At 36.1% G+C, this 19,677-nt stretch carries 21 protein-coding genes; 15 read left to right on the top strand and 6 right to left on the bottom strand.

Features of this window, described 5'->3' with window-relative positions:
- The 3 genes from ACPYKA_RS08430 to ACPYKA_RS08420 all read left to right on the top strand — a co-directional run.
- A partial coding sequence (locus ACPYKA_RS08430; RefSeq protein WP_479541891.1) for a M17 family metallopeptidase occupies positions 1-1,077 on the top strand: 1,077 nt, incomplete at its 5' end.
- A gap of 98 nt (positions 1,078-1,175) precedes the next feature.
- Positions 1,176-1,322 (top strand): lmo0937 family membrane protein, encoded by a 147-nt coding sequence (locus ACPYKA_RS08425; protein ID WP_479541890.1) that lies wholly within the window; start codon positions 1,176-1,178, stop codon positions 1,320-1,322.
- 141 nt (positions 1,323-1,463) lie between these two features.
- Positions 1,464-1,937 (top strand): hypothetical protein, encoded by a 474-nt coding sequence (locus tag ACPYKA_RS08420; protein WP_479541889.1) that lies wholly within the window; start codon positions 1,464-1,466, stop codon positions 1,935-1,937.
- A 74-nt stretch (positions 1,938-2,011) separates the two neighbouring features.
- On the opposite strand, the gene ACPYKA_RS08415 is transcribed toward ACPYKA_RS08420, so the two are convergent.
- The gene (locus ACPYKA_RS08415; protein WP_479541888.1) at positions 2,012-2,788 is read right to left on the bottom strand and encodes a VLRF1 family aeRF1-type release factor; all 777 of its coding nucleotides are present in this window, start codon (positions 2,786-2,788) and stop codon (positions 2,012-2,014) included.
- Between the two features lie 116 nt (positions 2,789-2,904).
- Here ACPYKA_RS08415 and ACPYKA_RS08410 point away from each other — a divergent pair, with 116 nt between their 5' ends.
- Positions 2,905-3,144, top strand: a complete 240-nt coding sequence (locus tag ACPYKA_RS08410; protein ID WP_479541887.1) for a hypothetical protein — start codon at positions 2,905-2,907, stop codon at positions 3,142-3,144.
- 75 nt (positions 3,145-3,219) lie between these two features.
- On the opposite strand, the gene ACPYKA_RS08405 is transcribed toward ACPYKA_RS08410, so the two are convergent.
- Positions 3,220-3,684, bottom strand: a complete 465-nt coding sequence (locus ACPYKA_RS08405) for a hypothetical protein (protein WP_479541886.1) — start codon at positions 3,682-3,684, stop codon at positions 3,220-3,222.
- Positions 3,685-3,928: 244 nt separating this feature from the next.
- Here ACPYKA_RS08405 and ACPYKA_RS08400 point away from each other — a divergent pair, with 244 nt between their 5' ends.
- On the top strand, positions 3,929-5,077 hold the full coding sequence (locus ACPYKA_RS08400; RefSeq protein ID WP_479541885.1) for a CapA family protein: 1,149 nt from the start codon (positions 3,929-3,931) through the stop codon (positions 5,075-5,077).
- A 200-nt stretch (positions 5,078-5,277) separates the two neighbouring features.
- On the opposite strand, the gene ACPYKA_RS08395 is transcribed toward ACPYKA_RS08400, so the two are convergent.
- Positions 5,278-6,024: a glutamine amidotransferase gene (locus tag ACPYKA_RS08395; protein ID WP_479541884.1), complete on the bottom strand. Its 747-nt coding sequence runs from the start codon at positions 6,022-6,024 to the stop codon at positions 5,278-5,280.
- A gap of 43 nt (positions 6,025-6,067) precedes the next feature.
- The gene (gene rbsD, locus ACPYKA_RS08390) at positions 6,068-6,466 is read right to left on the bottom strand and encodes a D-ribose pyranase (protein WP_479541883.1); all 399 of its coding nucleotides are present in this window, start codon (positions 6,464-6,466) and stop codon (positions 6,068-6,070) included.
- 140 nt (positions 6,467-6,606) lie between these two features.
- Between rbsD and ACPYKA_RS08385 the strand changes: the two genes are divergently transcribed.
- The 7 genes from ACPYKA_RS08385 to ACPYKA_RS08355 all read left to right on the top strand — a co-directional run bounded on the left by ACPYKA_RS08385 (position 6,607) and on the right by ACPYKA_RS08355 (position 13,480).
- Entirely contained in the window at positions 6,607-7,605 is a 999-nt protein-coding gene (locus tag ACPYKA_RS08385) for a LacI family DNA-binding transcriptional regulator (RefSeq protein WP_479541882.1), read from the top strand.
- 46 nt (positions 7,606-7,651) lie between these two features.
- Positions 7,652-8,593: a ribokinase gene (gene rbsK, locus ACPYKA_RS08380; protein WP_479541881.1), complete on the top strand. Its 942-nt coding sequence runs from the start codon at positions 7,652-7,654 to the stop codon at positions 8,591-8,593.
- A gap of 16 nt (positions 8,594-8,609) precedes the next feature.
- Positions 8,610-9,284: a transaldolase family protein gene (locus tag ACPYKA_RS08375; RefSeq protein WP_479541880.1), complete on the top strand. Its 675-nt coding sequence runs from the start codon at positions 8,610-8,612 to the stop codon at positions 9,282-9,284.
- Positions 9,277-9,939: a ribulose-phosphate 3-epimerase gene (locus ACPYKA_RS08370; RefSeq protein WP_479541879.1), complete on the top strand. Its 663-nt coding sequence runs from the start codon at positions 9,277-9,279 to the stop codon at positions 9,937-9,939. Before ACPYKA_RS08375 ends, ACPYKA_RS08370 begins: the two co-directional genes overlap by 8 nt.
- A 12-nt stretch (positions 9,940-9,951) precedes the next feature.
- Entirely contained in the window at positions 9,952-11,463 is a 1,512-nt protein-coding gene (locus ACPYKA_RS08365) for a sugar ABC transporter ATP-binding protein (RefSeq protein ID WP_479541878.1), read from the top strand.
- The gene (locus ACPYKA_RS08360; protein WP_479541877.1) at positions 11,453-12,388 is read left to right on the top strand and encodes an ABC transporter permease subunit; all 936 of its coding nucleotides are present in this window, start codon (positions 11,453-11,455) and stop codon (positions 12,386-12,388) included. Before ACPYKA_RS08365 ends, ACPYKA_RS08360 begins: the two co-directional genes overlap by 11 nt.
- Before the next feature lie 129 nt (positions 12,389-12,517).
- Complete coding sequence (locus tag ACPYKA_RS08355) at positions 12,518-13,480, top strand: D-ribose ABC transporter substrate-binding protein (protein WP_479541876.1); 963 nt, start codon at positions 12,518-12,520, stop codon at positions 13,478-13,480.
- 922 nt (positions 13,481-14,402) lie between these two features.
- Here ACPYKA_RS08355 and ACPYKA_RS08350 read toward each other — a convergent pair.
- Positions 14,403-14,879, bottom strand: coding sequence for a YusW family protein (locus ACPYKA_RS08350; RefSeq protein WP_479541875.1), 477 nt, complete (start codon positions 14,877-14,879; stop codon positions 14,403-14,405).
- A gap of 952 nt (positions 14,880-15,831) precedes the next feature.
- On the opposite strand from ACPYKA_RS08350, the gene ACPYKA_RS08345 reads away from it, so the two are divergent.
- Positions 15,832-16,287 carry a PH domain-containing protein gene (locus ACPYKA_RS08345; RefSeq protein ID WP_479541874.1) on the top strand — a complete coding sequence of 152 codons (456 nt, stop codon included), beginning with the start codon at positions 15,832-15,834 and terminating at the stop codon, positions 16,285-16,287.
- Between the two features lie 344 nt (positions 16,288-16,631).
- Here ACPYKA_RS08345 and ACPYKA_RS08340 read toward each other — a convergent pair whose 3' ends face one another.
- Positions 16,632-17,171, bottom strand: coding sequence for a YusW family protein (locus tag ACPYKA_RS08340; RefSeq protein WP_479541873.1), 540 nt, complete (start codon positions 17,169-17,171; stop codon positions 16,632-16,634).
- 132 nt (positions 17,172-17,303) lie between these two features.
- On the opposite strand from ACPYKA_RS08340, the gene ACPYKA_RS08335 reads away from it, so the two are divergent.
- On the top strand, positions 17,304-18,086 hold the full coding sequence (locus ACPYKA_RS08335) for a CPBP family intramembrane glutamic endopeptidase (protein ID WP_479541872.1): 783 nt from the start codon (positions 17,304-17,306) through the stop codon (positions 18,084-18,086).
- 142 nt (positions 18,087-18,228) lie between these two features.
- Positions 18,229-19,194 carry a cation diffusion facilitator family transporter gene (locus tag ACPYKA_RS08330; protein WP_479541871.1) on the top strand — a complete coding sequence of 322 codons (966 nt, stop codon included), beginning with the start codon at positions 18,229-18,231 and terminating at the stop codon, positions 19,192-19,194.
- Positions 19,195-19,677 lie beyond the last annotated feature (483 nt).

Below are 19,677 nucleotides of genomic sequence, written 5' to 3'. Positions count from 1 at the left end.
GAAGGTTGGTATCTTGGTAGCTATGTGTTCGATAATTATAAAACGAAGAAAAGTGCACCAGCTACTTCTCTGCAGATTACTGGAGTAATTCAATCACTTTTCGAAACTGGAAAAACTCGTGCCGAAGCAACAAGCTTTTCACGTGATCTCATGAACGAACTTTCTAGCAAACTTAATCCAGAAACATTTCCAAAAATTTTACAAGAAGAATTTGCTAACAGTGATGTAGATGTGGTGGTTCACAATAAAGAAAAGTTAGAAGAAATGGAAATGAATGGACTTCTTGCAGTGAATCGAGGCAGTAAATATGATCCTGCTTTTATTGAACTTCATTATGAAGGGGATGCTTCAAAGCCCCTGATTGCGCTCGTTGGAAAAGGGGTAACGTTTGATACAGGTGGAATTAGTTTGAAAAATGCGCGTGACTTAAGTGATATGCGCATGGACATGGGCGGAGCTGCCGCGGTTGCTGGAGCGGTAAAACTTCTTGCTGCATCAAATGCAAACGTAAATGTCGTTGGTCTTATTCAAACGGTAGAAAATATTCCAGACCGCCATTCGATTTTACCTGGTGAAATCATTACCTACAAAACAGGTCAAACGGTTCAAGTCGGAAATACAGATGCGGAAGGACGGCTTATTTTAGCGGATGGATTAATTCGAGCCGGGGAGCTAGATGCCGATTATGTCGTTGATATTGCTACATTGACTGGTGCGATTTTACGTGCATTAGGTCCGAAAATCGGTGGCGTTTTCGGAGATGAGGATTTAATGTATGAAATCAAAAATATCGGGGATGAAAACGGTGATTTTGTCTGGCCAATGCCGTTAATTGATGATTATGATAAAACGTTGAAAAGTGATTATGCGGATTTTAGTAATATTAGCACACAAGGTTCAGCAGGAGCGATTACTGCAGCGCTGTTCTTACGACGTTTCGTTCCAGAAAATTGCAAATGGCTCCATGTCGATATGGCCGGGGTAATGGACAGTAAACAAGGAGGGTACTATGGCAATTCATCAACTGGTTATGGTGCTCGCCTTTTAGCCGATTATGCAGTACATGTATCAAAATAAAATGTAAGTGAAAAATCTCCCTAGCGTTTAAAGTATGTTTAATAAAGGTATGTAATTATTACCCGAATCCAAGCAAAATCTAAAGGAGGCCTTTAAACATGCTTTGGACAATTATAGGGATATTAATCTTGTTATGGATTCTTGGTTTTTCATTTGACGTTGCGGGAAACCTTGTACACATACTACTAGTGATTGCGTTAATTGTATTGATCGTCCGTTTACTAACTGGTGGACGAGCTGCATAGAAACTGAAACAAGTATTTTAGGGCGTCGTTCTATGAAGGAACGACGTCTTTTTTTACATAGAAAGGCTTTGAAAATACGTACAATGTATGTTTTCATTTATGGGGAAAATTGATAGACTAACGGAGGTGAGGTGATACACGTTGAAAACCTGGCATCTGTTTTTACTTATAATGGTTACGGCTGTAATAAATTTGTTAACCATATATAATGCTGTTATTGCTTATATTACATTCTTTTTCCTTTTACAAATAGGGTTACCGCGAATTATTTTGCTAATTGAAAAATATACTGCCAAGAGCGAAAGGGAAAAATCACATCCTGTTACGAAGTTTATATTAGCTTACTTAAATCACCGTATTATACGGAGTATTAATTATATATCACAACTGATCTCCTTAACCGTTCTTGTCTTTAGTTCAATTATTTTTTCAATCGTACAAGTTTTCTTCAAACAAGAAATAGCGAATTTTATCAAGCAATCATTTCTCGTTAATGTAAATATGATATTAGATATAGGGAGTTATATCGGCTATGGATTATTTTTAATTGCTATGATTATTGTTTTAATAGACTCGATCCGGATATTAAAGAATGAACCGATTTTTCGAATATAAAAGAATCCGAACTAATTCAAATTTCATGAATGATAGTTCGGATTTTTTCTTGAATAATATATTTTTATTCTGTATTAACTACCAGGTGCAAGGACTGTTCTTTCCAATATTGCATGTGCTGATTTTCCGGAATAGTTCCTCGTTGTTTCCCCGGTAATATTTAGATTTAATTGTTTTTTCATCTCATTTGTTAATTCGGCCGGTCCTGCAAGATGGGTATTTTTCCATTTTTGATTACGGGCATAGCGTTCGATTGCTGGGACAATTCGTCTAAACCATCTTGCTTGATTTTCCCGGATTCTTCGGTCAAATTTATCACGATGATTCGTACTACTAGCGAAAACGCTTCCATACGCAAGACCTTTATACTGTTTCCAATCTTCTTTTTCCAAATCTAATTCGTAATGAGTTTGATGAATTAATTCTCCTAAAGAAGAGGTTAATAATGTAACTTTATCTCGCTGCAATAGAATGACTCCACTTTTTGAATACTTATCCATAAGTGTTTCCATTTGTTCTTTTGCTGGGCCTTCTTTCCACTGAAAATCATTTTCCACGGGGACTTGTAAATGATAAATATACAGATGCTTCGTTGAACCAAAACAGATTAAACTATTTGTAAAAGACACTTGATTATTTTTAATCGTTGTGTCCACCTTTTTACAAATTTTTTTAAACTCCTTAACTTGCTCAGGATTTGAAGCTGCTACGTACTCTTCCGTTTTACGTAAACCATTTTTCAAACGAATTTTCCAGTCTTCACTTCTAGGGTTCGTGTTTAAGTAAACCGTTAGAACATTTCCATCTAATTGATTTAACTCCATACGAATCTGTTCTGTTTTCCTTGTCACTATCCATTCCCCTTTCACTTAAGTTAAGTATTGTATATATTATTCTACCAAAAAAAGCAGATAATTGTAAAAAAATTCAATCAAGTTAGACATTTACTTAGCAAAGTGAAATTAGGATGGACAATGGTTACAAGACTCCAAAATATTTACTAATAATAAACCACACGGCAATTAAGAGTAAAAATACTGCTATTAAACTGAGCCAGCGAATGTTAGTAATTTTTCCGATGATAAAAAGTAAAATTCCTAAAATAGCTGTAATGACAATTGGTGTAGTAAAAATAAAACTCTCCTCCTTTTATGACGTGGGGCAGAATGAAGCCAAACTCCCATTTAAAGCAACAGTGTTTAAATAAATCAAGCATCCACTTTATAAAAAACAATAACCTCATTGTATCAAATAATCAACGAGAATAAGTGTAGGAACAAGATTAGAGAATAATATGTAGAAGAACAAGAGCAAACAGTATAAATCCTAAGCTTAAATGTATGATTCGAATCGTGTAAGTTGTTCTCCACCAACGGATCCATCCAGTAATAACTAATAGTAGTAGTGTGATACCGGCCAGAAGCCCACTTAGTAATTTTACATTTGTTAACTGAAACCCAAATAATGAAATGACGAGTGTTGCATGAATGATGATGAAAATAAGGGCAGCCGAACCGGTATATTTATGTAAGGGTAAAACTTTTTTCGAGAGAGTTGCATATTTTATTTTTCGTTTTCTACTAATATTAGAGCGGATCGTTGAAAATACCGCATGTCTTGTCCAATTATACAAAAAGAAAAACAGCCCAAGTGCTCCAAAAACAATATGTATGCTTAAATGTCCTGTACTTATTTTCCAAATAGCAAAAAGAAGTAAGCACAAATTTATAAAAAACCACTTACTCATATGTTCACCTTTTTCTCCCGTTTACTTGTTTGTAGGAAATGTACTGATTGTAGCGTCCAATGAAATGATACCATAACGGACAGGAAAATATAGTGATTTAGGACATAGTGGGCGATTCTCCTAAAGATTTGCTCTTGATGAAATTATTTATACACTACATGTCTATTAAGTATAACTAATTAGAGCCTGCATAGAGTGATAGAGGGAGGTTAACCTAAATAATTTCTATTTGGAGGAAGGGAATATGAGAATCATCTGGCATCGAAAATTTGTATTTACTTGTTTCATACTATTTTCCTTTATTATATTCCTTATATCTACTAGTACAATAACAATAGGTCATGCACAAAAAGTAGAAGATCCCATGATTGTCTTTCAACAAGAATCGAAAGTCGTTCTGAAACAAAAAGATATGCCGGTTAATTTGGCATCACATCCTGAAATTGAAATTGTCTTTGCTGGTGATACGATGTTTGATTGGGATTTAAAAGCGCTCTTAGAAAGAAAAGGCTATAACTATCCATTTATATATGTAAAAGATACAGTGCAAAATGCAGATTACTCTTTTATTAATGCGGAAACGGTTTTTACGGAAAATCCTCATACAAAAGATCCGGATCAAATTTTTTGGATTAACTCCGACGTAAAAGCTTTGCAAGCTATTGAAGATGCCAGATTCAAAATGATTAATATCGGAAATAATCATACGCTAGATTACATGGAGCCAGGCTTATTAGACACACTTAAACATGTAAAAGAAACGAATATGGAAATGATTGGTGCCGGAAAAGATAAAGAAGAAGCTTATCAGTCGAAGGAGGTCGTGATTGAAGGTAAAAAGTTCCGCTTTTTTTCATTCGTTCGTTTTTTCCCCAATTCTACATGGGTAGCAACCGAAAATAAACCCGGAGTGACAAATGGGTATGATCTTCATGAAGTGAAGCGAACGATCCAAGAGCAAAAGGGGGATGCAGATTATGTTATTGTATATTTTCACTGGGGAGTTGAAAAAACAAATACTCCAGCCGAATATCAATTTGAATATGTTAAGGAATTGAAAGAGCTTGGTGTTGATCTCATTGTGGGATTCCATCCCCATTGGTTACAGGGATTCGAATATTACGACGGCATGCCAGTTGCTTATTCGTTGGGAAAATTTTTATTTCCACCATATGTTACAGGAAGAACGGCTGAAACAGGATTACTAAGGGTGACATTTAAAGGTAATGAGGTTGCACTTGCTTTTGAACCATATTTGATTGATAATGGGCAAATTATTCCGGCAGAACGGATGGTAAAGCAGGAAATGCTTGAATATTTACAATCAATATCTTTTGATGTAGAAATTGATGAGAAAGGGAATATCATTAATAAACGTGATACGAGTAAGTGAATTTTAGCTTTTCTATTATGTATTATGCGAAATAGACTAGATAATTTGGAAAGTCTTGGAAGATCCATCCCTAATAATTTTATTGGGGAGTTTGGAGAGCAGGACATTCATAGAAAGTATTTGAGTATATATATAAATTTAGTTGAGAAACTCCTACAGAATAAATAGCCTGCAGACTGAACTGCAGGCTATTAAACAATTTAGATATCTTTCGCTAACCATTTCACTACATTCACCCAAAATGCATTGTAATGTTCCCATTCAACGAACTCTTTTGGTCCCCAGTGAGGAGCACAATCGCTGGCGAATGCAAATGTTCTACCTTTTCCATATTGAATTGTACTAATAAAAGCATGTCCGTTATGTTCTGCAATTACATCTGCACCTTCTTTTGCTTTTAAACGGTTGTAACCGAGAAAATGTGGCCATTCGTTTGGAATACCGTTTAAAATCGGGTGGTCTGGCTGAATGATTTCAAAATGAACGCCTTCTGGATGCTCAGAACGGTCATCTGTAGACATTAAGTTAACTGGTAAAATTTCTTCGATCGCAGTATCCTTATACTGTCCTCTACAATCGATTCCTTGGAAAGACATATAGCCACCAATCATCGCAAATCCGCCGCCAGCCTCAACATATTCTTTAATAACATTTAAGCGATTCGGTTGAACTGCACTGTGTGTGAATGTGTTAATGTTCATTAAAATAGTGTTACTGCCGACATCACTCAAAATGACGGCATCATATTTTTGTAATTCTTCTACAGTAGAAGGAAACTTTTCGGCAACGTCATGACTCGCAATATGAGTCATTTCGATATCCCCGCTTTTCATTGCTTCTCTAAACCAGCCAATGCCTTCACCGTATTCTGAATTTGTGAATGAATCAAATCCTTTTACATGAATGATATGCTTAATCCATGTTTCTCCTGCAATTAAAACTTTCATATGTATCCAATCCCTTCCATTAATTTAAAATTATATACGTCTATTAAAATAGCACTCCTGCAATCAATACAATATTACAATAAGGTGTAAATTCGCCAGTACGGATAATTACTTTTGCCTCTTTTGCAATTTCTTGAAGTTCCGCATGAGGGATAGCTTTAATGGGAAACTCATCACCGACAATTTCTAGTAATTCTTCTTTCTTATGAGGACTAACCTCGTCCATTTCTGTGTCAATGATCGCTTCTTCTACGTGTAATTCATCTAAAACCGCTTTCAATGTTGTCATAAAACTTGGCTGTCCCTCTATCAATGCGAGATCAATGCATTTCACTCCGGGTGGGACGGGAAGACCTGCATCTCCAATCACAAATTTATCAAGATGACCGGACTGCGCAATTGCTTGTGCTAGTTCATTGTGCAAAATTCCATTTTTCTTCACAATTAACACCTCCAAAATGATTGACAAAAATAAAGTTGTCCGATAAATTATAATATATAACCGGTTACATTTCAAATTATTCATTAGTGGTACCGGTTACGTTAAGGATTATAAAAAAACCGGTTACAGGAGGTGTAAAGATGGCTACAATTCGTGATGTTGCAAAAAAAGCGGGGGTATCTATCGCCACTGTATCTCGGGTTATTAATAATAAAGGCACGATACGAAAAGAAACAAAGGAAACTGTACAACAAGCAATTAAGGATTTAGCTTATACGCCAAATATGGTTGCAAGAGGGTTATCCAACCGTAGATCCTATGCAGTTGCATTAATTGTTCCGACAATTACAAACCCGTTTTTCCCTGAGATGGCAAGAGCAGTTGAAGATATTGCTAGAGAAAATGGGTACAATGTATTGTTATGTAATACGGATGATAGACGTGATAGATTAATAGATTATATCAATTCATTAAGTTCCCAATATGTGGATGGCATCATCATTAACTCACATAATATTATGAGAGAGGATTTACAAAAATTAAAAAATTTGGGAATTCCATTAGTGATGATGGATAGAGTATTACAGGATCATGACCATGACTTTACTTCGATCACGGTAAAAAACCGTGAAGGTGGCAGGATGGCCACTGAGCATCTTGTCGAAGTGGGATGTGAGCGGATCGCACATATTAGTGGGTTGGAAGATACACTAAACGCGACTCACCGAATGTGGGGATATCGAGATGTCGTAAGTAATCTGCCATGGTTTGATCCAAGTTGGATTGGAATGGCCGAATTTAGCGTACAAAGTGGGTATCAAGTAGCAAAGGAATTATTTTCACGACATCCGGAAATCGACGGTATTTTTTGCTCCAACGATTTAATCGCTATTGGTGCGTTAAAAGCGGCGTACGAATGGGGGAAAAAAATCCCGAATGAACTTGCCATAGTTGGCTTTGATGGAATTGATATGAGTAGACTTACAGTTCCAAGTATCACAACGATCCAGCAGCCTATTTATCATATGGGTCAACTTGCGATGAAAGAACTATTAAAGCAAATTGAAGACCGAAATAATAAACCGAAAAAATATGAGCTAAATGTTGACTTTGTACTGAGAGAATCAACAATGAGATAAAACAGTTTACAAGAAGGATTTTCGAGAATCCTTAGGAGGAAAAATTATGTCCAAAATTTGTGTCGTTGGAAGTATAAATATGGATATTGTTACATCTGTTGATGTGTATCCAGAAAGGGGCCAAACAGTTTTTGGGAAAAAAATAATGGAATTCCCAGGTGGTAAAGGGGCAAACCAATCAATTGCTTGTGCTAGACAAAATAAAGAAGTTTCGCTAATCGGTTGTGTAGGCGAAGATGTTCACGGAAATACATTAATTAACGATTTACAAAAAAATCAAGTTGATACATCGAATATAAAAAGATTAGCCGATGCTAGTACTGGACAAACAACAATTATTTTAGATGATGAAGCGGAAAATACCATTATTTATGTAGAAGGTGCAAATGGTGAACTTGCCCCAGCATATGTAGCGGAATGTATTCAGAAATTAGATGCTAAGATTTTACTTACCCAAATGGAATCGCCTTATGAAACTGTTCTGATGGCAATGAAAACGGCAAAGGAAAAAGGGCTAAACGTTATTCTTGATCCAGCCCCTGCCAACCAAGTAACAGATGAAATGATCCAGCTAGCAGATATCGTACTCCCAAATATCCACGAAACAGAGGTTTTAACTGGAGTACTCATCAAAGATAAACAATCCGCACAAAAGGCGGCAAATATTTTTCGCTTAAAGGGTGTCGAACAAGGTGTTTTAAAATTAGGGTCATCAGGTTCATATATTTTCGATGGGGATGCATTAACGTTTGTTGAAGGAATAAAAGTGAAAGCTGTTGACACAGTAGGGGCTGGAGATTGTTTTGCCGGAGCCTTAGCAAGTGCACTCATCGACGGACAAAGTTTAGTAGAAGCGGCTAAATATGCTAATATCGTTGCAGCCTTAAAAGTGACAAAACATGGTGCACAAGCCGGAATCCCGACGATGGAAGAAGTACAAACTTTTTGCAAACAAAATAATTTGTCTATTTATTTACAAAACAATTAAAAGAAGGAGTCGACCAATGTTATACCTTGATACTGCGAATCTTGAAGAACTTAAAAAAGCAATGCGAGTGAATATTTTAAAAGGTGTGACGACAAATCCGTCTATCCTTCTTAAAGAAAAAAAACAGCGTAAAAAGATTATAAACGAAATTTTATCAGTAACAACAGGGGAAGTTTTCGTTCAAACGGAAGGAATGACGGTTGATGAGATACTTGGAGATGGTGAGGCAATTCTTGAAGCATTTCAGTCAGACCGGATCGCACTTAAAATTCCTGCACACTTAGAAGGGATAGAAGCGATTAAAACGATGAAAGACCGCCATCCAAGCGTAAAAATATTAGCAACGGCCATCTATTCAGCTGATCAAGGATTACTTGCTGCAATGGCAGGAAGTGATTATATTGCACCATATGTAAACCGAATGGAAAACAACAATATTGATCCGTATGAAGCGATTAGAACGATCCGAAAAGTCTATGATGATCAACAGTTTTCCACAAAAATATTGGCCGCAAGTTTTAAAAACACAAGCCAAATCGTACAAATTTTAGCAGCGGGGGCACACACAGCAACGATTTCGTACGAGCTATTTGCACAAATGGCGAATAAAGGACTTGCTCTTGAGGCAATTGAGAAGTTTAATGCCGATGCTTCTGAACTAAGGGCTTTAGAAGGGCGTACTAATGCATAAAATTGCTGCATCGATCATGTGTGCCGATCAAATCCGTTTAAAAGAAGAGTTACGTCATTTGGAGCAAGCAGGAATTGAACTATTACATTGTGATGTGATGGATGGTGTTTTTGTAAATAATTTAGCGATGGGACCTTATGTGTTAGAGGAAATTAAAGAAGCAACATCGATTCCATTAGATATTCATTTAGCTACCGTTTCACCAGCAAAATACATTGAAATGTTTGCTGGGCTGCAACCGGAATATATGTCATTTCACATTGAAGCAACCGACGACGCTGGAAAAGAAATTGAAATGCTGCAAAAAAAAGATATTAAACCAGTTATTGCAATAAGTCCGGAAACATCGGTCGAGGAAATCGTTCCTTATTTATCCGAGGTAGCCATGGTTCTGATGATGACAGTCAATCCTGGTTTTGCTGGTCAAGCTTTTAATTATTCCGTTCTTGAAAAACTCGACATATTACAGGAACGAATAGCAAATCTAAGTTCTCGTCCACTGATTGAAGTGGATGGAAATATTAATGAAAAAACGATTCCAAGTTTAGTTGAAAAAGGTGCTAACGTATTTGTGCTCGGAACTTCCCAACTTTTTAATGACGAGGAAGGCGGCTACACAGAAAAGGTAGAAAATGTTCGAAAAATTTTTCTATAAGGAGGTGGAGTGATGGGTCAAGAATATTTTGTTGAAATGACCGGGATCAATAAATCATTTTCCGGCGTTCATGTGTTAAAAGATATTCATTTTAATGTTGCAAAAGGGGAAGTTCATGCCTTAATGGGAGAGAACGGTGCCGGGAAGTCAACGTTAATTAAAATTTTATCCGGAGTTTATACACGTGATAATGGTGTCGTTAAAGTAAAAGGAGAAGAGGTATCCTTTACAAACCCAAAAGAAGCGGAAGAGCGTGGGATCAATATTATTCACCAAGAGCTAAATATTATCCCGCATTTGACTGTTACACAAAATATGTTTTTAGGCAAAGAACTAACCTTTGGAAAACTAGGATTCTTAAATAAAAAAGCGATGAAAGATGCAACGCTTGAAAGTTTAAAAGAATTAGGGGTTACGAATATAAATCCGGATGAACTTGCAGGAAATTTATCCGTAGGCCAGCAGCAAATGATCGAGATTGCAAGAGCACTTGCAACCAAATCTGAATTAATAATTATGGATGAGCCGACTGCAGCACTTACCGATAGAGAAATCGAAGTATTATTTGAAGTCGTTAACTCATTGCGAGAACGAGGTGTCAGTATTATTTACGTTTCACACCGTATGGAAGAAATATTTAAAATTTGTGACCGTATAACGGTACTCAGGGACGGTGAATATATCGGAACGGAAAAAATTAAAGAAACATCATTTGACGAGGTCGTACGAATGATGGTTGGTCGTGAACTTGGGGAGCGATTTCCGGTTAGAAATGCTGCAATCGGTGATGTAGTTTTTGAGGTAAAAGACTTAGAATTAGAAAGTTTTTTTGCCAATGTTAATTTAGAAGTAAGAGCAGGAGAAATACTTGGTGTTGCGGGGTTAATGGGGGCAGGCAGGACCGAAATAATGGAAACCATCTTTGGTTATCGGAAGAAAAGTAAAGGAAAAATATTTTTAAACGGAAAAGAACTTGTCATTAACCATCCGATAGATGCCATAAAAGCCGGATTAGCCTTTGTTACCGAGGACCGAAAAGATAAAGGACTCGTTATTAATGCATCGATTCGTGAAAACATCTCTTTAACAAACATGAATTCGTTCTCAAATAAAGGGGTTGTTTCCAAAACAAAAGAAGTAGAACTTGTAAATAAATTAATGGAAAAACTCCATGTTAGAGCCGCCGGAATGAGCCAAGAAGTAAAACGGTTAAGTGGTGGAAATCAACAAAAAGTCGTTATTGCCAAATGGATCGGTATTAGCCCAAAAGTTCTCCTCCTTGATGAGCCAACACGTGGAGTGGACATTGGCGCAAAAAAAGAAATTTACTCTATTATGAATGAATTGAGTGAAAATGGTGTGGCTATTATTATGGTCTCTTCAGAATTACCAGAAGTACTTGGAGTCAGTGACCGAATCATGGTGCTCCATGAAGGAAAAGTGACTAAAGTATTAAACAGAGAAGAAGCAGATCAGGAAAAAATTATGGTTGCAGCCACAGGGAGGGTAAACGATGAAGGGTGAATTAAGAAATAATATAGCAAAACTTGGTCCATTTATTGGGTTAATCTTAATGATTATTCTACTAGCCATATTTAATGATAACTTTTTAACAACGAACAATATTTTAAACTTATTACGACAAATTTCTATTAATGCATTAATTGCTTTTGGGATGACATTCGTCATTTTAACTGCAGGAATTGATTTATCGGTAGGTTCCATGTTAGCGCTAGGTAGTGCGCTTACAGCAGGAATGCTTACAAGCGGAATGGATCCGATTTTAGCGATCTGTTTAGGATTATTCTTAGGTTTAGTCCTTGGAGCAATTAACGGAATCATTATTACAAAAGGGAAAGTGGCACCGTTTATCGCAACACTTGCGACAATGACAATTTTTAGAGGTGCAACACTTGTTTACACTGACGGAAAACCAATCACAGGATTATCTGATAGTGCAGCATTTGAAATGATTGGTAAAGGATATTTTTTCTGGATTCCTGTTCCCGTTATCTTTATGATTATTGTTTTCATTATTCTTTATTTTGTATTAAATAATACGGTGTTTGGTAGAAGAGTATATGCAGTTGGAGGAAATGAAGAAGCTGCGACCTTATCTGGAATTAAAACGGACAATGTGAAAATTTGGGTTTATGCTCTTACAGGTATGTTGTCAGTTTTGGCCGGGATCATCTTAATGAGCCGTTTAAATTCCGCACAGCCGACCGCTGGATCAACGTATGAGTTAGATGCGATCGCTGCAGTAGTAATTGGTGGAACAAGTTTAATGGGTGGAAGAGGCCGAATTACAGGAACATTAATCGGATGTTTAATTATTGGTGTCATTAGTAATGGTCTAAACTTATTAAACGTCTCATCTTTCTATCAACAAATTGTAAAAGGAGCAGTAATCCTATTTGCTGTTTTGCTAGACCGCCGCTCGAATTAATTGTTAAGACGGCGTATTGATAAGCTTGTAATCTGTTTTTGAGTTCGCTCAAAAACATTCAATCTCGTTTAATAAGATATTTTTTTAAAATATCTATTAAAAAATATAAAACTTTTAGGAGGAAAAGGCATGAAAAAGTGGTTAGTCAGTATTTTAGCATTAGTATTTATTTTTGCGCTTGCTGCTTGTTCTACAGATGAGCCTGGTTCTGATAAAGAGTCAGACGGTGCAGATGAAACAGAGGAAAAGCAAACAACTGAAGGCGATGCAGAGAGCTTTAAAATAGGATTCTCTATTTCGACTCAGAACAATCCATTCTTTATTGATCTAGGAGAAGGAGCAGAAGAAGCTGCAGAGGCAAATGGTTTAGATATCGTTGTTGCTGATGCACAAGATGACCCTTCGAAGCAAATTAGTGATATCGAGGATTTAATACAACAAGATATCGATATTCTTTTAGTTAACCCAACAGATGATGAAGCTGTTGTAGCTGGAATCGAATCAGCAAATGATGCAGGAATTCCAGTAATTACAGTAGACAGAAGTGCAAATGGTGGAGATGTTGTTACACATATCGCGTCTGATAACATCGCTGGTGGTGAAATGGCTGGAGTATTCATTCAAGAACTACTAGGCGATGAAGGCGGAAAAATGGTAGAACTTGAAGGAATCCCAGGGGTTCTTGCAACAACTGAGCGTGGAGAAGGATTCCACAACATTATTGATGGAGTCGATTCTATTGAAGTAGTTGCAAATCAAACTGCCAATTTTGACCGTACAGAAGGACTTTCAGTAATGGAAAACATTTTACAAAACCATCAAGACATCGTAGCAGTTTTCGCACATAATGACGAAATGGCGCTTGGTGCTGTTGAAGCTCTTGAAGCACAAGGAATGCTTGATGACGTAATCGTTGTAGGTTTTGACGCAACAGACGACGCACGAGACGCTGTTGAAGAAGGCCGCATGGAAGCAACTGTTGCACAGCAGCCAAAATTAATCAGTGAAAAAGCTGTTGAAGCAGCAATTGAAGTTGTAGCAGGTAATCCTGTCGAAGATTTCGTTCCAGTCGAACTTGAATTAATTAAATAATTTAGTTTTACAGAGGAAAACACACAGGAATAGTCTGTGTGTTTTCTGATTTATTGTAAAGATTTTGCATCATTTGAAAAGTGTAATGTTTAATCAGTAAGATGGACGTTATTCGGTATACATAGAGATTGCTATTAAAATACGATGAGAGATACTATCCACGCAAATTTCAATTTCAAAACATAATTATTTATGAAAAGTGGTCATGTAGTGGGCCGTTATGTGCCTGTCAGAATAGGGATTTGTGAACAACGGTCACATAGTGGGCCGTTATGTGACCGTCCGAACAGGAATTGATGAACAACGGTCACATAGTGAACCATTATGTGACCATCAGATCAGGAATTCGTGAACAACGGTCATATAGCGAGCCTTTATGCGCCCGTCCGAACAGGAATTCATGGACAACGGTCATATAGTGAGCCTTTATTTGCCCGTCCGAATAGGGATTCATGAACAACGGTCACATAGTGAACCATTATGTGCCCGTCAGATCGGGAATTCATGGACAACGGTCACATAGTGAACCATTATGTGCCCGTCAGATCGGGAATTCATGGACAACGGTCGCATAGTGAGCCGTTTATGTTCCCGTCCGAACAAGAATTGATGGACAACGGTCACAAAGTGAGTCTTTATGTTCCCGTCCGAACAGGGATTCAAGAACAACGGTCACATAGTGAACCATTATGTGCCCGTCCGAACAGGAATTCATGGACAACGGTCACAAAGTGAACCTTTATGTTCCCGTCCGAACAGAAGTCCATGAAAACGTTCATCATGTAACTCATTGATTATGTCGCAGTCTATGGAAATTATGAATAATACCAAAAGAAAACCAAACTAATAAATACCTTAATCAGATAGGGCCTAATGATAGTTTGGATTTCTTTACGACTAAAAACAGTTTTGTTTAAGCTATTTACTTTCTATCTTCTATATCTACTTTTTTCCCATCATCAAATTCGATTTCAACATCTAATTTAATATAATCATTCGGCAAATTAAACACGTCCAGAACTTGATCAATAACTTGTTGTTTAGTACTATTGCTCGTTAAATCTAATTTACTAGCTCTTTCAAAAATATGATCAAACGCTTCTCTGCCACGTAAGTATACATTATTCAAATCATCTTCTACTTTGGCGAGAATAGGTTCATTTCGATCTTGATCAATTTCGGCTTCATATTCTTTCCCACCTTGATATTCCACGTCAATCTCTATTTCGGAAAAATTAAGCTCCGCCATTTTTTCACGCATATATTCATCATCGTTTTGCATAGGTGTATTATCAACATTCGGGTAACGATCAGGATTTTCCACAATACTATATTTATCAAATGCTGATAAAACAAACAGACAAATGATGGATGCTAAAATTATTCCAAGTCTTTTCATTTTTTTCACCTCCCAAAACTTAGCATCACCGAAAAAATCTTAATTATGTAAATTTTACCTTTAGATAGAGCTTTCTACGGTAAACATAAAAGCAGAGGCAATTAATATAATTAGTTCAGTTCAAGAGCGCACCTTTAATTGAACTACTCTTTTTATATTAATTTTCAATAAAAAAATTAGAGAATTGTATATCAATATAACACTTGAATTAGATGCTAATATATAAGTGCGATTTAAATCTTATCGTTCATCAATAATCTTAAAAATTTTTCGGGTTATTAGAGGGTTTATGTTATACTTTGTTTAATTTATTTTAATTCGTTGCTTCAACAAATGGACTATATTGCTAAATAATATTATTATTTTTGAGGCGAGAAAAAAGCAAAGATATCTTTGGCAGTGGGGGAGGAAAATGAAGGAGATAAAAAACAGGCTTGTCTATTTATTTACGGGAGAATTTTTTGCTGCGGTTATTTTTACTATTGTGTATTTTTATCATTTTTCTTCAAACCACAGTTATCCATTGATTTATATGTTATTTGTTTTAAATTTCATCTTACTACAAGGCAGTTTTTATTGGTTTGTACATTGGAAAAGATTGAAGGATAAAAGGGATATTTTCCCCAATCTCTATAAATTTTTTTCGAGTCTAAAAAAAATAAATATTGTGCTCTTATGTATAGTACCTCTTATATTAATTGTGGATATTATTATATTGGAAAAAACATCATTTCCTGTTTTCCTGCTAATTATATTTGTTTATTGTTTTACCATTATAGAATATATTAATTAATTCCATAGACAATTAACGAATTATAAGAACGGAAGGGGCAAGAAATCTTCAATTGCCAAAGGTATCGAAAAATTAAGACGCAAAACATTAAGCTAGCTGAATACGGTAGTCATTTATCGGGCTATTTAATTGAATTAGTGTTAAACGGAGGAGAGACTATTGTATTTTCCAACGAAAAAAGACATTTGGTTTTTTTTAATGATTTGGGGTTTAATACTTTTTATGATTTTAATTTATATTTTTGGTGGAGAACCTGTTGGTTGGCAACTGATAACCTATAAAAGTATACCGGGATATATCATAGCAGCATTGATTCTAACTTTGCTATTATGGATTTGGTTTGGAACAGGTTATAAGGTTGAGGGAGAGTATCTAAAAATAAGATATGGTCCGTTTAAAAGTAAAATAAAGATTAAAGAGATCAAAAAAATCCGCAGAACAAAAAATCCATTTACAGCGCCTGCTCTGTCCGTTGACAGATTGGAGGTTCTATATAGTAAATATGATGTGATAAATATATCCCCAAAAAGTGAAAGTGAACTTATACATTCATTGTTAACTATAAACCCTGACATACAATTAGACGATATTTCTTTGGAATTCAATGAAAAATAGGTACTATTATTTCCGCAAACGAGCGCTCTTGTTAAATAAAATATTTTATTGAATCATATTACAGATAAAGAAGTGATTAAACTACCAACTTGTCAGAACTACCACAATAAATGGAGTTGGAAACAAACTTTAAGAGATCTTTTACATAAGGTGGAATGACATGTCCTTATTGGAAAGAAAAACAATATCCAACTGCACGTTATAAAGTAGGTTCTGGGTAAATATAAATATTAATATAACAACCAAAAAAAGAGCTGCAAATTAATTTGGGATTTGCGGCTCATTTATACTTGTATTTTTTACTTTTTGTACTACGAAACTGAACTTGCAATGAATGTTCCTGCTTATTTTCTATCTTCTACTTCTATTTTTTTCCCATCGTTAAATTCGATTTCGAACTCGAATTCTACGTAGTCTTTGGGTAAATCAAATACTTCGAGTACTTGTTTAATTACTTCTTGGTCGTTACTTTCACTCGATAGATTCAACTTTTCTGCTCTGTCAATAATGTGATTGAATGCTTCTCCACCTCGTAGCAGTACGCCGTTTAATTCATCGTCTACTTTACCACGGATTGGTTCGTTTTTATCTTGATCAATTTCTGCCTCATACTCTTGATTGTTGTTATATTTTACTTCTACAGATATTTCGGAAAAACCGAGTTCGTCCATTTTTGCGCGCATCTCATCTTCGACTTGTGACGTATATTTGTCGGCAACACGATCACCATCGTTTGTTCTCGTGCCAACGTCTCTATTGTTTGATGTATTTTCCGTGTGTACTCCGTCATTATTATCATTAGGAACATTCGGGTTATTATTTCCACAAGCTGTCAAAGCGGCAAGTAATCCGAAAACTACAATGAACATTTTTATTCGTTTCATTTTTACCATCCTCCCGAGAATAGTATTACCAATTGTTTCATTAAAAAACATGATTCTTGCAAAAATTTCCCTTTCATATTAATGGAAAAATGCTAATATTAAGAAAAGAATGTTTTTGAAAGGAGTTTAACGATGACAAAGGAAAATAAAATAAATATAAAATTTATATTTTTCCTTACGCTTCTAGGATTTATTGGTCTGGTTGTGTCAATACCTTTTCAAATGACAACATTAATGAATTCCGAATTGATTAGCGAAGTGGATATTCCAATTGAAATCGGTATCATCATCACTACTATCTCCCAAACAATTACATTATTCATTTTAGTTTTAATCGGGGAAAGATGTATGCACCGAACTGGGCTCGGGGCACCGATCATTCAAGCATGGCTCGATAAAAAAGATGTACCGCCTTTACAAAAAAACTGGGTACTAATTGCTGCAGTAGTTAGTTTTGTTGGAGCTTTATTCGTAATGCTAATGGATCATTTCTTATTTATGCCCAATATTGGAGTCACAGAAGAAGTGTCGGTAGCACCATGGTGGCAAGGGCTGCTTGCAATGTTTTATGGCGGATTTACTGAAGAATTGATGGTGCGTTTTTTCGTTATGACATTTATCGTTTGGTTACTCGCAATTATTACCCGAAAACAAAGAGAATCGATACCAGCTGTCTATTTTTACATCGGAATCGTTCTGGCTACGCTTCTGTTTGGGATTGGACATTTACCTGCCGTTGCGCAAATGTTCGGGGAATTATCGGCACTTTTAGTTGTTAGGACTGTCCTGTTAAATGGCTTATTGGGCTTGTGGTTCGGTTATTTGTATTGGAAAAAGGGGTTGGAGTATGCGTTTATCGCACATATGGCGGCTGATATTATGATACACGTCATATTTAATCCGTTATTCGGTTAATAATTGTTTTTAATTCAAGAAAAATGATGCGAAATTGCCTTTAAAGACGACAGATATTAATAAAAGCTAAGCCTCCATGTATATATTTATGCAGCTGACAAAAATTACATAGAAGAATACTTTTTTGAAAAGAGTGAAATAAATGCGCTTCTTTACCTTACTTAAAAGAGGAAATTTATCATCCGGTTTAGCTGCACTAGGAAATTTGGCTATTTCATTGGCAAAATTTGTCGTTGCTGCAATTAGTGGAAATGGAACGATGTTTGCAACAGCTATGCATTCAATGGCAGATACGGTGAACCAGACATTTGTATTTATTGGAAGTATTTTAGCAGAAATGAAACCGTCAAAACGATTTCCAACCGGGTTTGGCCGGATCATTAATATCGTTTGTATGGTCGCGGTTATCGTCGTTACGGTCATGGCATATGAAACGATGAAGTCAGGGTGGGAGTTGCTTTTAAATCCACAGGAATCTAGTGACTTTTTATTGAACATTATCGTCTTATTATTATCCTTTTCTATTGATGGATATATTTTACTAAAAACGATGAAAGAAATTAAGCTGGAAGCAAAAGTCGAAGATGGGACTAATTTATTTTTATCTGCTTTTAAAAATGCGAAAAAAGCTGCACCAGCGACAAAACTGGTGTTTTATGAGGACATTGTCGCAACTCTTGGTGCAGTGCTGGCGATCATTGGAATTGTACTTGGACAATTTTTCGGAATCCTGCAGGCGGATGGTTTTATATCTATTTTAATCGGAATTCTTATGTTATTTGTTGCATTTCGTGTTGGCTACGATAACATGGTGGGATTAATCGGGGTATCTGCGCCGGCAGATGTCGAGCAAAACATTGCGGAGAAAATTTTAGCAGACTCTTGTGTTGTTGATATTTACGGTATGCGTGTTGTTCAAGAGGGAAGAGCGTACCATGTTGAAGTTACAGTTGAGCTGATCAAAGGATTGACACTTGATGAAGCGGATGATTTAAAATTCAGGCTGACAGATGAGTTGCTTAGAGAACCGAATATTACTGATGTGGTACTTGGAATTATTGAGGATAATGATGAAACAACATGGACTGGAAGCGGGAATCGTCTTTAAGTAGAAGTATGTGGTGAAAGAAGCTGAGTTGCTTGTGACACATGCTTGGTGGTAGTAAAAGATGCTGAGTGGTTTCAAAAGATGCTTAGTGACTGTCAAAGATGCGGAGTGGCGGAAATTTATGCAGAGTCGCTGAAAATAATGCGAAGTGGCAAAAAAAGATGCATAGTGGCTCGAGCAAGATGCAGAGTCACAAGAAAAGATGCATAGTGGTTCCTGTAAGATGCAGAGTCGTAAGAAAATATGCTTAGTGGTTCGTGTAATATGCAGAGTCGCAAAAAAAGCTACATAGTGATTTATGCGCTAGTTAGGGTTAAAACTTAAAAAAAGCATGATAGAATAGAAGAAAGATAAATAAAAGGTGATTTAGATGAAAATCTATCTTAATAATGAAAAATTTGTTGCGGGAATGACGTTGAAAGATGAAGGAGCTCCAGAACAAAATAACACAGCGCTTCATGTGGCGAAAGACCCTGAAGGTGT

This window comes from Pseudogracilibacillus amylolyticus (SeqCode), from assembly GCF_051918545.1.
GTDB lineage: Bacteria > Bacillota > Bacilli > Bacillales > Amphibacillaceae > Pseudogracilibacillus.
Note: the sequence above shows the minus strand (reverse complement) of the source record. Positions and strands in the feature narration are given on the sequence as shown.